We start from the raw sequence: 13918 nt of genomic DNA, 5'->3' as shown, positions 1-13918 counted from the left end.
GGGGCGGGCGGGTGAGGTGGCGGCTCGCCTTGGGTGAGTACCATCGGCCGCGGGCGCCACCCGGGTGAATCCGTATGAACCGGATGCCGCGCGGGTAGTGCCCATCGGACGGGTACGAGTGCGCAGACGAGGAGTTCTCATGGTGCACGAGCGCGCCGGGCAGCCGGCGCAGGCTTCCGATCTGGTCGATGTGCCCCGGCTGGTGACGGCGTACTACAGCCTGCACCCCGACCCCGGCCGCCCGGAGCAGCGGGTGGCCTTCGGCACCTCGGGCCACCGCGGGTCGTCTCTGGCCACGGCGTTCAACGAGGAGCACATCCTGGCCACCAGCCAGGCCATCTGCGAGTATCGCGCCAGGCAGGGCACCGACGGGCCGCTCTTCCTCGGCATCGACACCCACGCCCTCTCCGAGCCGGCCCGGGTGTCGGCCCTGGAGGTCTTCGCGGCCAACGGCGTGACCGTCCTGATCGACAGCCGGGGCGGCTACACCCCGACGCCCGCGGTGTCGCACGCGATCCTCACCTACAACCGCGGCCGCACCGCCGGCCTGGCCGACGGCGTGGTGGTCACCCCGTCGCACAACCCGCCCGCCGACGGGGGCTACAAGTACAACCCGCCGAACGGCGGTCCGGCGGACACCGACGCAACCTCCTGGATCCAGGACCGCGCGAACGCCCTGATCGCCGACGGGCTGAAGGAGGTCGCGCGGGTCCCGTACTCGCGGGCCCTGGCGGCCGAGACGACCGGGCGGTACGACTTCCTCGGCGCCTACGTGGACGACCTGCCGGCGGTGATCGACGTCGAGGCGATCCGCGGCGCTTCGGTGCGCATCGGCGCCGACCCGCTCGGCGGCGCGAGCGTCGCGTACTGGGGCGAGATCGCCGAACGGCACCGCCTCGACCTCACCGTGGTCAACCCAGCGGTCGACCCCACCTGGCGGTTCATGACGCTCGACTGGGACGGCAGGATCCGCATGGACTGCTCCTCCCCGTACGCGATGGCGTCCCTGATCGAGAAGCGCTCGGCCTACCAGATCGCCACCGGCAACGACGCCGACGCCGACCGGCACGGCATCGTGACCCCCGACGGCGGGCTGATGAACCCCAACCACTACCTCGCCGTCGCCATCTCCTACCTGTGGGGCCACCGTCCCGGATGGCCGGCCGCCGCGCGGGTCGGCAAGACCATGGTCAGCAGCGGCATGATCGACCGGGTCGTCGCCGACCTCGGCCGCGAGTTGTACGAGGTGCCGGTCGGCTTCAAGTGGTTCGTCGGCGGGCTGCTCGACGGCTCCCTCGGGTTCGGCGGCGAGGAGAGCGCGGGCGCGTCCTTCCTGCGCCGCGACGGCTCCATCTGGACCACCGACAAGGACGGCATCATCCTCGCCCTGCTCGCCTCGGAGATCGTCGCGGTGACCGGCCGGTCGCCGAGCGAGCACTACGCAAACCTGACCGCGCGGTTCGGCGAACCGGCTTACGCGCGGGTGGACGCGCCCGCCACCAGGGAGCAGAAGGCCGTGCTCGCCCGGCTTTCGGCGCAGGACGTGCCGGCGGACACGCTGGCCGGTTCCCCGGTGACCGCCGTCCAGACCACGGCCCCCGGCAACGGCGCCGCCCTGGGCGGGATCAAGGTGGCCACGGCCGACGCCTGGTTCGCGGCCCGCCCGTCCGGCACGGAGGACGTCTACAAGATCTACGCCGAGTCCTTCAAGGGCGCCGCCCACCTGGCGCAGGTCCAGGACGAGGCCCGCGCCCTGGTCGGCGCGACCCTCGACCGCACCGCTTCCTGACCCGGCCGCCGATCCGGCCCCGGCCCCGTCCCTCCCTGATCAGGCGGGGCCGGGGCCGGCGAGCCGTCAGCGTCCCTTGGTGCGTGCGGCCCTCGGGCGGGCGCCGAGGGTGAGGAGCAGCGAGGCCGCCGTCAGTGCCACGCCGAACCAGAGGACGCTCGTGACCCCCAGCCGATCGGCGAGCACCCCGCAGAAAAGCGCGCCGAGCGCGATAGAGGTGTTGTACGCCATGGTGTTGAGGGACATGGCGGCCTCGAAGGTGTCCGGCGCGGCGGCCTGCGTCATGGTGACCTGGCACAGTTGCACGACGCCGAAGGACACTCCCCACAGGGCGAGCGAGATGATCGCGCCGGTCGGCTCGTGACCGATCGTGAGCAGCGACAGCATGGACACCACGAGTCCCGCGCAGCCGGCGAGGAAACCGCCCCGCGGGCTCTTGCCCACCGTGTGCCCGGCTATGAAGTTCCCGGCCGCGCCGCCGACGCCGTAGATCATCAGCGCCGCGGTGATGAAGAACGGCGAGGTGGATGTATCGCCCTCCAGGAAAGGCCGCACGAACGTGTACGCCCCGAAATGGCCGAGCACGAACAGCACGACGGTGACCAGGACCGTGCGCAGCGGCACGTTCCTGAGCGGAAGCCCGAAGACCTCCCGGACGGAGACCGCGTTCGCGGACGGCAGTGATGGAACCGTGGTGACGACCGCGAGGAACGCCAGCGCGCCGAGGCCGGCCCAGATGAGGAAAGTGCTCCGCCAGTCGGTGAGGCTTTCGAGGGCCGTGCCGAGCGGTATGCCCGCGACCGCGGCGATCGAGATGCCGGACATCACGATGGCGGCCGCCCTGCCCGCCTGGTGTTCCGGCACGAGGCGCATCGCCATGCTCACGCCGATGGCCCAGAACACGCCGCTGGCGAATCCCATGGCCAGCCGTGCGGTCAGGACCAGCGGATAGTTCGGTGAGACGGCGGTGACGAGGTTTCCCAGGGCCAATATGACCAGGAGCGCGGACAGCAGCACCCGCCGGTCGACGCGCCTGGTCCATGCCACGATGAACGGCACGCCCAGCCCGGCCGACACGCCGTACAGAGTGACCATCAGCCCGGTGGCGCCCACCGATATGCCCAGGCTCCGGCTCATCGGGGTGAGCAGGCCGACGGGCATCAACTCCGTGGTGAGGAAGACGAACAGGCTGGCCGTGATCGCGGCGACCCCCGGCCATGACCTCGCGGCCGGGCCAGAGCGTTCATTCGATGTGGCGATGGGCGCGCGCTTCAACGATTCCGTCATGGACCTAGGGTGCGTGAACCCTGATCAATGAGTCCAACACATAGTTTTCATTGTGATCTATCGTGCTGCACGATAGATGGATGGAGCTGCAACAACTCAGGTACGTCGTCGCGGTCGCGGAGACCGGCAACTTCACCCGGGCCGCCGAACGCTGCCGGGTCGTGCAGTCGGCGCTCAGCCATCAGATCGCGAGCCTGGAACGGGAACTGGGCGCCCGGCTGTTCGAGCGGACCAGCCGGCGCGTCCGGCTGACGCCGGCCGGAGAGGCGTTCCTGGGCGCGGCCCGGGAGTGCCTTCAGGCCGCGGACCGCGCGCGGGCCGAGGTCGCGGCCGCGAGCGGGGAGATCCGCGGGCGGCTCGCCGTCGGCGCCATCCCCACTGTCACGGCCGTCGACCTGCCGGTCGTCCTGCGGGACTACCGCCGGCGCCATCCCCGGGTGCACATCTCGCTCACCTCGGCGGGCAGCGACGATCTGATCGAGCGGGTCCGGCGAGGCGCCGTCGACGTCGCGTTCCTCGGCCTGCCGCCGCGCAAGGAACCGAACGGTGTCCAGAGCCGCAGTCTCGGCGGCGGCGAACTGGTCGCCGTGGTCGCGCCGGACCACCACCTGACGGAGGAGGAGACGGACCTGCGGAGCCTGGCGGACGAACCGTTCATCGACTTCCGCGCCGGCGCGGCCGGGCGAGCACAGTCGGACGAGGCCTTCGCCGCCGCCGGGGTGCGGCGCGAGGTGCCCTTCGAGGTGTCGTCCGCCGACTTCATGGTCGACCTGGTACGGCAGGGACTCGGCGTGGGCATGCTGCCGGCCGGGTACGCGCCGCGCTTCCCCGACCTGCGCGTCATCCGTCTCCGCGACGCCCCCGAGCGGGTGGAGCACCTGATCTGGGACAACAGGCCGTCCCCCGCGGCCACGGCCTTCCTCGAACTGATCGGCGCCGATCCCGCCTGATCGTCGCCGGCCACCGCCGTCAACGGCTCCTCACGCGGAAGGTCGCGGCTGTCCGGCTGTCTGGCCGGCGACGTCGCCATCGACCGTGCCACCCCCTGAGGCCCTGCCCCCGGAGGGCCCGAGAGCCGGCGCGCGGGCCGGGTGCGCGCCGGGGTCACATGGCCGGAAGGGTCATCCGGACGCGACCGGTCACCTGACCTGAACGGCCGCGCGGCCGGAACGACGCCGCGCGGCCGGAAGGATCATGCGGACGTAAGGGTCACGCCGGGCCGGGGGTGAGGGCCGCGCCGCCGCCGAAGCCCTTCGCGCGGCACTCGTTCTGGATCTTGTCGATGTCGACGTCGTCCCCGGGGAGCTCGTCGTAGGTCCAGGAGATCGCGTTCGGCTCGGAGGCGGGGGCCGGGACGATGTGGACCTTGAAGCCGTAGTCCTGCATGCACTTCACCTGCACGCGCACCGAGGCCGCGTAGTGCGGGTTCTGCTCGGGGTCGAACTCCGGCGGCAGCAGCGGGATCTTGTTCTGGCACGCCCTGCGCGCGGCCTGGTAGGCGGACTCGTCGGCCGGCGTGAACCTGCCGGCGCTCTTCTGCGGCATTCCGTGGTCCTTCAGGCAGTCCGCGTACGCCTGCCGGTATCGGTGCACCTCCTCTTCGGTGCTGTCGAGGCGGAGCTGGGGCCGCCCGCCGTCCATGTCCTTGGGACCGGGCGCGGCCGTCGCGGGCGCGGACGCGGCCGGGGCGGCGGGGTTCGCGGGGGAGGCCGCGACCGGGGCCGCGGACGGGGTGTCGCGGGTGGCGGCGGAGGCGTCCGCGCAGGCGGCGGTCAGCAGGCACAGTCCGGCGAGCGCCGTCGCGGCGAGCGCGCCGCGCCCGGCCGGGCGGCGGAGCGGGGTGGAAGTGGTGGTTTTCATGCGACAGACCCTGCACGCCGGTCATGAGGAACCTGTCAGGGACCGATCAGCTTCCGGTGGCGCCGGGCGAATGTCAGGAAGATGTCAGGAGACGGTGGTCATCTCGTGAGGTGGCGGCGGGCCGTGGCGGAGTGGGGAAAGGGCACGGTCCGGCTCGCCTAAGCTCGGCGATATGTGTGCTTATGTCGTGGTAGCGGAGGACGACGTCAAGCAGGCCGAACTGGTCCGCCGCTACCTCGAACACGAGGGCCACGAGGTCGTCGCCGTGCACGACGGCCGGGCCGCGCTGGACGCCGTCCGCGACCGTGCCCCCGACCTGCTCGTGCTGGACGTCATGATGCCCAAGGTGGACGGGCTCGACGTGTGCCGCGTGCTGCGCGCCGAGTCCGACCTGCCGGTGCTGATGCTGACCGCCCGCGCCACCGAGGACGACCTGCTCCTCGGCCTGGACCTCGGCGCCGACGACTACATGACCAAGCCGTACAGCCCGCGCGAGCTGATGGCCCGGGTCCGCACGCTGCTGCGGCGCACCCGGGCGGCGGCCGCCGCGCCGCCGCCGGCCGCGCCGCTGCGCGCGGGCGGGCTCAGCGTGGACCCGGCCCGCCACGAGGTGCGCGTGGACGGCGCGCCCGTCGAGTGCACTCCCGGGGAGTTCCAGCTGCTTGAGCTGATGGCGTCCCAGCCGGACCGGGTGTTCACCCGGCAGCAGATCCTCGGCCACCTGCACGGGTTCGACCGCTACATCACCTCCCGCACGGTCGACGTGCACGTCATGAACCTGCGCAAGAAGATCGAGCCGAACCCGCGCGCGCCCGTGCGGCTGGTCACCGTCTACGGGGTCGGCTACAAGCTCGCCGCCGTGGGCGGGAGGTCACCGGGCGATGCCTGAGGCGCCCCGGATCGTCCGGCGAGACGGCCGCGTGCCGCCGGAGGCCGGCCGGGCCGCGCGCGAGGTGCCGTTGCGGCGGAGCCTGCTCGTGCGGCTGCTGGCCGTCTCGGTGCTGGTGTCGCTGTGCTCGATCGCGGCGACCGCCTGGCTCACCGTCCGCAGCACGAGCGTCGCGATCAGGCAGGAGCAGGGCCAGGCGCTGGCCGACGACGCGCGGGTGTACGACGCGCTGCTCGGTTATGCGGCCGGCCACACCTCCTGGGACGGCGCCGGGCCGGACGTGGCCCGGCTGGCGGCGCGCATCGGACGCCGGATCACGCTCACCACCGAGGACCGCAGGACGATCCTGGACTCCGACCGCGGCCCGGTCACGCTGCCGGCCCGCCCGGCTGCCGTCATCGAGCCGCTCGCCGTCGACACCGCGCTCGTCGACACCGCGCTCGCCGCCGGCGCGTCGCCGGGTCGCATCGACCCGCGCGCCGTCGGGCCGTTCCGGCTCCCCGAGGCCGAGCGGCGGCGGCTCCGCGCCGCGGCCGAGCAGCGGGTGAGCTGTCTGCGCACGGTGTTCGGCACCCCCGCGGAGATCGTGTACGGGCCGAGCGGCCGCCCGCGCGTGGAGACTCACGACGTCGGCCTCGACCTCGGCACGCGGTGCGGCAGCCAGGCGCTGGACAGGCCCACCCCGACCGAGGCCGCGGCGCTCGGCCGGCTCACCAAGCTGGTCAACACCTGCCTGGCCCGGCGCCGGGCGCCGGAGGTGCGGCTGGGCCTGGACTTCACCTGGACCCCGCTGCCCGGCCCCGCCCCCGAGATCACTCCCGCGCGGGTGGCGGCGGTCGCGCGCGCCGCGGCCGAGGCGGGCGCCGCCCCGGTGTCGGGCGAGTACGTGCCCGGGTGCATCGCCGCGAGCCGCCGCGAGCAACTCGCGTCGTACGTGGCGCCGACCGCCCTGCTGTTCGTCAGCAGCCGCGGCGCCGGCGCTTCGACGATCTTCGACCTGTCGCCGGCCAACCAGGCGCGCATCGCCGGGGTCGCCGCGCTGGTGCTGCTGACCACCGTGACCGTGACCGCACTGGCCGGCGTCCGGCTCGTCCGGCCGCTGCGCGCGCTGACCGGCGCGGCGCGGCGCATGGAGCAGGGGGACGTCACCGCCCGCGTCGCGGTGACCGGCGGGGACGAGATCGGCGCGCTCGCGGCGGCCTTCAACGCCATGTCCGAGCGGCGTGAGCGGCTGGAGGAGCTGCGCAAGGCGATGGTCAGCGACGTCGCCCACGAACTGCGCACCCCGCTGAGCAACATCCGCGGCTGGCTGGAGGCCACCCAGGACGGCATCGCCCGCCCCGACGGGGCGCTGGTGTCCTCGCTGCTGGAGGAGGCCCTGCTGCTCCAGCACGTCATCGACGACCTGCGCGACCTCGCCGAGGCGGACGCTGGCGAGCTGACGCTGCACAAGGAGCCCGTCGAGCCGGCCGAGCTGCTGGAACAGGTGGCCACCATGCACCGGGAGACGGCGCGGGCGGCGGGCGTCACGCTGTCGGCCGAGGTGGACGGCGAGCCCGCGCTGGTGGCCGACCCGGTGCGGCTGCGTCAGGCGGTCGGCAACCTGGTGTCCAACGCGGTGCGGCACACCCCCGCCGGTGGAACGGTCGGCCTGCGCGCCCGCGACGAGGACGGGCAGGTGGTGATCGAGGTCGCCGACACCGGGTGCGGCATCGCGCCGGAGGACCTCGCGCGGGTGTTCGAGCGGTTCTGGCGCGCGGACGGATCGCGCAACCGGCGCACGGGCGGCAGCGGGCTCGGGCTCGCGATCGTCCGCAAGCTCGCCGAGGCGCACGGGGGGTCGGCCACCGCCGTGAGCGAGCCGGGCGCCGGCTCGGTCTTCACCCTGCGGCTCCCGGCCGGCGGCTGACCGGGACGGACCCCGCCCGCCGTGGCGGGCGGGACGGAGGTCGCCCGGCGGGATCGCCGAAGGGCGGGGCGGTCAGGGGGCGGGAGCGCGGGGAGGCGTGGCCGTCAGGGGAGCTTCCACTCGACGGGCGCGACGCCCTGCTGCTCCAGGAGGTGGTTGGCGCGGCTGAACGGCCGGCTGCCGAAGAAGCCGTTGCGGGCCGACAGCGGGCTCGGATGCGCGGACTCCACGCACGGCACCGGGCCGAGCATCGGCTTGAGCGAGCGGGCGTCACGGCCCCACAGGATGGCGACGAGCGGCGTGCCGCGGGCGACGAGGGCGTTGATGGCCTGCTCGGTCACCTGCTCCCAGCCCTTGCCGCGGTGGGAGGCGGGCTTGCCGGGGGCCACGGTGAGCACCCTGTTGAGCAGCAGGACGCCCTGCTCGGTCCACGGGGTGAGGTCGCCGTTGGACGGTGGCGGGTAGCCGAGGTCGGCGTTGTACTCCTTGAAGATGTTGACCAGGCTGCCCGGAAGCGGGCGCACGTCCGGGGCGACCGAGAAGCTCAGGCCGACGGGGTGGCCGGGGGTCGGGTAGGGATCCTGCCCGACGATCAGCACCCGCACCTGGTCGAAGGGCTGCTGGAAGGCCCTGAGCACGTTCTGCCCGGCGGGGAGGTACTGCCGGCCCTCGGCGATCTCTTGGCGGAGGAAGTCACCGAGGGCCGAGATGCGCTCGGCGACCGGCTCAAGGGCGGAGGCCCAGCCGGGCTCGACGACTTCGTGTAATGGACGAGCGGTCATGCGGGGATCTTAGCCGCGCGGGGGAGTCGCCGAGTGCTCATCGCGGGTTCGCGACCGCGTGCCCGGGTGCCCGCCTGCCCCCGCGAGGCGAGCACCCGAGGAGCGGTCACTTCACCGAGCCCGCGAGCAGGCCCTGGACGAAGTAACGCTGGAAGGAGAAGAAGAGCACCAACGGGATGATGAGCGACAGGAAGGCGCCGGGCGCCAGGATGTCGACGTTGGTCCCGAACTGCCGCATCTGCGACTGCAGTGCCTTCGTCATCGGCTGGGCGTCGGTGTCGGCGAAGACCAGCGCGACGAGCAGGTCGTTCCACACCCACAGGAACTGGAAGATGCCGAGCGAGGCGACCGCGGGCTTGGCCAGCGGGAACACCACCGTCGCGAAGATCTTCCACTCCGCCGCGCCGTCCATGCGCGCGGCCTCCAGCAGCTCCTTGGGGATGCCGACGAAGAAGTTGCGCAGCAGGAAGATGGCGAACGGCAGCCCGAAGGCGACGTGGAAGAGCACCACGCCGGGTATGGAGCCGAAGATCCCCATGGCGCCGTACATCTTGGCGATCGGGATCAGCGCGATCTGGATCGGCACCACCAGCAGCGCGATGACCACCATGAACAGCGCGTCGCGCCCGGGGAACTCGATCCAGGCGAAGGCGTACCCCGCCATGGCGGCGAACCCGATGACCAGGACGGTCGCGGGCACCGTGATCGCCACGGTGTTCCAGAAGGACGAGGTGAACCCGCTGGCCAGCAGGTTGCTGTAGTTGTCGAAGGTCAGCTGCGCCGGCTTGGTGAAGAACGTCCACCACCCGCTGGAGTTGTTGTCGGTGTCGCCGCGCACCGACACCACCAGCAGGCCCAGCGTGGGGAGCAGCCAGAACAGGGCCAGCACGATCAGGATGAACTGGACCAGCCCGCCGCCGGCCTTGTCGATGATCCGGGAGATCATCCCGCGCTGGAGCGCGCCCGCGTTGCTCGTCGTGCCAGGCTGGGACGCGGTGAGGGTCGTCATGCCTGCTCCCTCCGGAACCGCCGGATGTTGATGATCATGAATGGCAGCACCAGCACGAGCAGGAAGATCGCCAGTGCGCTGCCCAGTCCCTGGTTCCCGCCGCCGCCGAACGACACGCGCCACATCTCCAGCGCGATCACGTTGGCGTTCGGCTGCACCGATCCGGGGGCGATGACGAAGACCAGGTCGAAGACCTTCAAGGTATTGATGATCATCGTGACCAGGACGACGAGCAGCACCGGGGACAGCAGCGGGATGGTGATGCGGCGGAAGACCTGCCATTCCGTCGCGCCGTCGATGCGGGCCGCCTCCAGGGCGTCACGCGGGATGGCCGAGAGCCCCGCCGCGATCAGCACCATGGCGAACCCGGCCCACACCCAGATGAACGCGCCGATGATGGCCGGTGTGATCAGCGCGGGGCCGAGCCAGGTGAGCCCGCCGAACGGCTGGGCGAAGTTCGACTGCGGCAGCCGCACCTGGTAGGAGCCCGCGGGGAGCCCGGAGAAGTGGAAGGTGCCGTCGGCCGCCGTCGTGGTGGTGGCCTTGACCGCGCCGCCCTCGACCGCCTCGACGGTCACCTCGGGCAGGCCCTTCTCGTTGCCGTCGATCTGGTTGACCGTCCCGCCGCCGGGGGTGAAGTCCAGCCACACCGTGCCGGAGAGCTCACCGGGGGCCGCTGGGGCCGGCTTGGCCGCGGCGGCGTCGCCGGGAAGGGCGTCCGGCTTCATCCCGACCAGCGGGACGAGCACCGGCTGGCCGGCCTGGACGGGCTGCCGGGTGACCACCGCGCCCTTGTCCACCAGCGCCGGCGCCTGGTCGTTCTCGCGGGGACGCGCGCCAGGGTAGCCGCTGCTGGCCGCGAACACGTCGTGCACCGAGGTGATGATGGCGTTGGCGACGCCCTTGTCGGGGTCCTGCTCGTAGACCAGCCGGAAGATGACGCCGGAGGCCAGCAGCGAGACCGCCATGGGCATGAACACGATCAGCTTGAACGCGGTCGCCCAGCGCACCCGTTCGGTCAGCACCGCGAAGATGAGGCCGAGGACGGTGACCAGGCTCGGGGCGATCACGACCCAGATCAGGTTGTTCCTGATCGTGGTGAGAGTGCCCGAGTCGCTGAAGATCGCGCCATAGTTGTCCAGCCCGACGAACGTGCCGCCGTTGGCGTCGTACAGACTGCGGATGATGGAGTAGATGATCGGGTAGACCACCCAGGCGCCCAGCAGGACGAACGCCGGGAGCAGGAACAGCGCCGCCGCCTTGGGGGAGGGGCCGAGGTTGCCGGAGCGGCCGTAGGCCACCTTGGGTGTGGCGCTCCCGGCGGCGATCTCCGGCGGCGCCGAGCCGGTGGAGCCGTCCTCGCCGGAGGCCACGTCCTCCAGCGCGGGATGCGTCCCGGCGCTCTCGTCCGCCGCGCCTTGCGCATCGCCGGTCTCGTCCGCCGCCGCACGGCGCGTCCCGCCGGTCTCGGCGGTTTCCCCGGTCTCGCCGGTGTCGCCGGTTTCCCGGGTCTCGCTGGTCTCGCTGGTCTTGCCTGTCTTGCCGGTCTCGCCGGACGGGTCCGGCTGGCTGGTCTTGCCGGTCTCGCTGGTCTCTATGGTCTCGTCGGGTCCGGGGGAGGCCCCGCGGGCGACGGTGTCATCGCCGTCGCCGCGCGAGGTCTGCGGGCCGTCCAACCGGTCGGTCACGGCCGCTTCTCCTACTTCTTCCAGGCCTTGGCGGCGTCGGACTCGAGCTGCTCCTGCGTGCCCTTGATGTCCTTGGGGTTGCGCAGGAAGTCCTGCAGGGCCTTCCACTCGCCCTTGCCGTCGGTGCCGCCGAAGGCGCTCGGCGCGAGGTCGGACATGTCATACCGGACCGCTTCGCCCGCGGAGATGATGGTCTGCGCGAGCTCCTTGGTCAGCGGGTCGGGGTAGTTGTCGGGGGAGACGTTGCGGTTCGGCGAGAGGTAGCCGGGGTTCTTCGCCCAGATCGAACCGCCCTCGGCGGAGGCCAGGTACTCCAGCAGCGCCATGGCGCCCTTGGAGTCCTTCATCGCCACCGCGACGTCACCGCCCAGGACGACGGGCGCGGTGTCACCGGCCTTGGGGAACGGCATGATCTTGGCGTCCTCGCCGACCTTGGCGCCGGACTGGACCGCCGAGGAGGCGACGAAGTCGGCCTCGATCACCATGGCGGCCTTCTTCTGGCCGTAGACCTGGGTGGCGCAGGTCGGGAAGTCGGTCTGCAGGGCGCCGGAGGCGCCGCCGACCATGAACTCCTTCTTGCCGAAGATCTGGGCCATCTTCTCCAGCGCCGTGGTCACCGACGGGTCGGTCCACGGGATCTCGTGCTTGGAGAGCTTGTCGTAGTTGTCCGGGCCCGCGGTGGACAGGTAGACGTTCTCGAACAGGTCGGTGAGCGTCCAGCCCGAGGCGCCGCAGAGCGCGAACGGGGCGGTGCCGGAGTCCGACAGCGTCTGGGCGGTCTTGGTGATCAGCTCGTCCCAGGTGGTCGCGGGCTGGGCGCCCGCGTCGTCGAAGGCGGGGGCGCGGTACCAGATCAGCGACTTGTGCGCGGCCTTGACCAGCACGCCGTACACCTGGCCGCCGGCCGAGCCGAGGCTCTTCCAGTACGGGGTGTAGTTCTGGTCGATCTGGGCCTGGACCTCGGTCGACAGCGGCTTGAGGGCCTTCTGGTCGGCGTACTGCTGCACCAGGCCGGGCTGCGGCAGGACCGCGACGTCCGGCGGGTTGCCGCCCTGGATGCGCGGGCCGAGGTAGGCGCCGGTGTCCTCACCGGTCGAGGCGTAGGTGACCTTGGCGCCGGTCTTCTCCTCGAATGCGGTGAGCACCTTCTGGAAGCTCTTCTGCTCGTCGCCGGTCCACTTGGCCGCGATCTCGATCGTCTGCCCCTCGAGGGGCTTGGCGGCCGGGGCGCTGCTGCCGGCGTCGGCGGAAGGAGTGGTGGTGTTGGACTGACCGCCACCGCACGCGGCGGCCGCGAGCATGAGCCCGGCCACCACCGCAGTCGTCTTGGCACGCATTGAAGTGCTACCTCCTGTTGAGGTTCATAAATCGAATGACGAGTTTTTTGGGATGAGGGAGTGGACGGAGGGATCGCCCCCGTCTATGGAGTGCGAATGATCTCGCTGAGCTGTTGCTTCAGGGTCGCGACGGTCTCGTCGCTGGGTTTCCTGAGGTTGAGCGCGTCGGAGACGGCGCTCGAAATCACCAGGCTGACCTGGTCGTATTTGGAGCTGACCGGCCTGGGCCGGGCAGACATGATGCTCTGCTTGAGCACGGGGAGATAGGGATAGCGCTTGATGAGGGCCGGGTCGTCGTACAGCTCTGCCCACACCGGAGGGAAGGAGCCCTCGGTGAGCACGCTGCGCTCGTTGGCCAGGCCGGTGAAGTAGCGGATGAAGTCGAGCGCCGACTTCTGGTGCTTGGAGTAGGCGCTGATGGCCAGGTTGAGCCCGCCGAGGGTGCTCGACCCCGGCCCTTCGAGGCCGGGCAGCCGGGTCACGGCGAACTTGCCGGCGATGCTCGAACGCGTGGCCGGCCCGTACGCGTGCGGCCAGTTGCGGGCGAACAGCAACCTGCCCTGCTGGAACGCCAGCCGGGCCTCCTCCTCCTTGTACGAGAGGGACTCCTGCGGGATCCAGCCCTGACGCAGCCCGCCGATCAGGAAGTCGAGGCCGGTGGCGGCGGTGCCGAAGTCGAGGGTGACCTTGGTGCCGTCCGGGCTGAGGATGCGGCCGCCTGCCGACTGCACGGCTTCGGCGAAGTTGACCGTCAGGCCCTCGTAGGGGAGGAACTGGCCGGCGTAGCCGTCCAGTTTGTACTTCTTGCCGAGACGGATGGCCTGGTCGCGCAACTCGGCCCAGGTCTTCGGCGGCTTGAGGTGCTCGGCGGACAGGATGTCCTTGCGGTAGTAGAGCAGCCCCGCGTTGCTCGTGTACGGCACCGCGTAGAGCTTGCCCCGGTAGAGGGCGGTGTCCACGACCGGCGCCAGCAGCTTGTCCAGCGGGAACATGCTCCGGTCGAGGGGGACGATCCAGCCGGCGTCGGCGAACTCGGCCGTCCACACCACGTCAAGCCCGAGCACGTCGTAACGCTCGCTCTTGGCCTGGAGGTTGGCCACCATCTGCGCCCGCTGCTCGTCGGCGGCCTCCGGCAGCTCAAGGAGGCTGACCTGCTCCTTGGGGTGCGTCCGGTTCCACTTGTCGATGAGGGGCTGCATGTAGCCGGTCGTGTCGCGCCCGGTGGCGAAGGTCATCGGACCTGTGCCGTCCGTGCCCCCGGTCTGCACGGCGTCGCCCTCGCCCAGCCCAGCGCAGCCGCTGACCAGCAGCGCCGCGATGAGTACGGGGGCGAGACGGCGCACGTGTCCTCCAGGTGTTGATTGGGTT

The 13918-nt window shown here is 71.6% G+C and carries 11 protein-coding genes; 4 read left to right on the top strand and 7 right to left on the bottom strand.

Annotated features, from left to right (window positions below):
• The first annotated feature begins 139 nt into the window (after positions 1-139).
• Positions 140-1789: a phosphoglucomutase (alpha-D-glucose-1,6-bisphosphate-dependent) gene (pgm, locus tag ACZ6QO_RS16785; protein ID WP_465851571.1), complete on the top strand. Its 1650-nt coding sequence runs from the start codon at positions 140-142 to the stop codon at positions 1787-1789.
• 66 nt (positions 1790-1855) lie between these two features.
• Here pgm and ACZ6QO_RS16780 read toward each other — a convergent pair whose 3' ends face one another.
• Positions 1856-3076: an MFS transporter gene (locus tag ACZ6QO_RS16780; RefSeq protein ID WP_465851569.1), complete on the bottom strand. Its 1221-nt coding sequence runs from the start codon at positions 3074-3076 to the stop codon at positions 1856-1858.
• 80 nt (positions 3077-3156) lie between these two features.
• Between ACZ6QO_RS16780 and ACZ6QO_RS16775 the strand changes: the two genes are divergently transcribed.
• Entirely contained in the window at positions 3157-4026 is an 870-nt protein-coding gene (locus tag ACZ6QO_RS16775) for a LysR family transcriptional regulator (RefSeq protein ID WP_465851567.1), read from the top strand.
• 259 nt (positions 4027-4285) lie between these two features.
• Here the strand turns inward: ACZ6QO_RS16775 and ACZ6QO_RS16770 are convergent, their stop codons facing one another.
• A complete protein-coding gene (locus tag ACZ6QO_RS16770) occupies positions 4286-4936 on the bottom strand; it encodes a hypothetical protein (protein WP_465851566.1) in 651 nt (216 codons plus the stop codon).
• Between the two features lie 172 nt (positions 4937-5108).
• Between ACZ6QO_RS16770 and ACZ6QO_RS16765 the strand changes: the two genes are divergently transcribed.
• Together ACZ6QO_RS16765 and ACZ6QO_RS16760 are read left to right on the top strand one after the other, a co-directional pair.
• Positions 5109-5825 (top strand): response regulator transcription factor, encoded by a 717-nt coding sequence (locus tag ACZ6QO_RS16765; RefSeq protein WP_465851564.1) that lies wholly within the window; start codon positions 5109-5111, stop codon positions 5823-5825.
• Positions 5818-7734: a HAMP domain-containing sensor histidine kinase gene (locus ACZ6QO_RS16760; RefSeq protein WP_465851562.1), complete on the top strand. Its 1917-nt coding sequence runs from the start codon at positions 5818-5820 to the stop codon at positions 7732-7734. The genes ACZ6QO_RS16765 and ACZ6QO_RS16760 overlap by 8 nt, the downstream gene beginning before the upstream one ends.
• Before the next feature lie 104 nt (positions 7735-7838).
• Here the strand turns inward: ACZ6QO_RS16760 and ACZ6QO_RS16755 are convergent, their stop codons facing one another.
• The 5 genes from ACZ6QO_RS16755 to ACZ6QO_RS16735 form a co-directional block, all read right to left on the bottom strand.
• Positions 7839-8516, bottom strand: coding sequence for a uracil-DNA glycosylase (locus ACZ6QO_RS16755; protein WP_465851560.1), 678 nt, complete (start codon positions 8514-8516; stop codon positions 7839-7841).
• A 106-nt stretch (positions 8517-8622) separates the two neighbouring features.
• Complete coding sequence (locus ACZ6QO_RS16750; protein WP_465851558.1) at positions 8623-9525, bottom strand: carbohydrate ABC transporter permease; 903 nt, start codon at positions 9523-9525, stop codon at positions 8623-8625.
• A complete protein-coding gene (locus ACZ6QO_RS16745; RefSeq protein WP_465851619.1) occupies positions 9522-10898 on the bottom strand; it encodes a carbohydrate ABC transporter permease in 1377 nt (458 codons plus the stop codon). The genes ACZ6QO_RS16750 and ACZ6QO_RS16745 overlap by 4 nt, the downstream gene beginning before the upstream one ends.
• 326 nt (positions 10899-11224) lie before the next feature.
• Positions 11225-12550 (bottom strand): ABC transporter substrate-binding protein, encoded by a 1326-nt coding sequence (locus ACZ6QO_RS16740; RefSeq protein WP_465851557.1) that lies wholly within the window; start codon positions 12548-12550, stop codon positions 11225-11227.
• Positions 12551-12633: 83 nt separating this feature from the next.
• Positions 12634-13893, bottom strand: a complete 1260-nt coding sequence (locus ACZ6QO_RS16735; protein ID WP_465851556.1) for an ABC transporter substrate-binding protein — start codon at positions 13891-13893, stop codon at positions 12634-12636.
• Positions 13894-13918: the final 25 nt, after the last annotated feature.

The sequence above is a fragment of the Sphaerisporangium sp. NPDC049457 genome, from assembly GCF_055586705.1.
The sequence above is the reverse complement of the archived record's forward strand: the minus strand, read 5'-3'. Positions and strand labels throughout refer to the sequence as shown.